The sequence below is a fragment of the Oleiphilus sp. HI0080 genome (assembly GCF_001635135.1).
The window spans coordinates 1-308 of the sequence record NZ_LWFU01000133.1; the positions used below are offsets into that span (position 1 = coordinate 1).

The 308-nt window shown below is 50.3% G+C and carries 1 protein-coding gene; it reads left to right on the top strand.

The window, feature by feature from the left end:
* The first annotated feature begins 2 nt into the window (after positions 1-2).
* A complete protein-coding gene (locus A3751_RS23825; RefSeq protein WP_369821220.1) occupies positions 3-134 on the top strand; it encodes a DUF6701 domain-containing protein in 132 nt (43 codons plus the stop codon).
* The last annotated feature ends 174 nt before the right edge of the window (positions 135-308 follow it).

Below are 308 nucleotides of genomic sequence, written 5' to 3' on the forward strand. Positions count from 1 at the left end.
CAATGCCTTGGCTGCGTTTCAATTGGGATGCAAGCGCGGACGGTTCCTTGGAAGACGCGCCCTTGAGGTTCGCTACCTTTGGTCAGTATCGTGGGAATGACCGCATTATATACTGGCGAGAGGTCTTTCCTTAAGAGCGCTCAATCTTGAGTTGGATATATTGCGGACGTGCTGAGGTGTTTTCTCATCGGCGCCCTTGATGCGAGTTGCCCTGATGATTCTCGTGGCTGATCATCGACCTGATAGGCTATAGGTCAAGATGTTCGTGCAACCCGTTTGCATTAATTCCAAAGCGCTTTATCTGCACT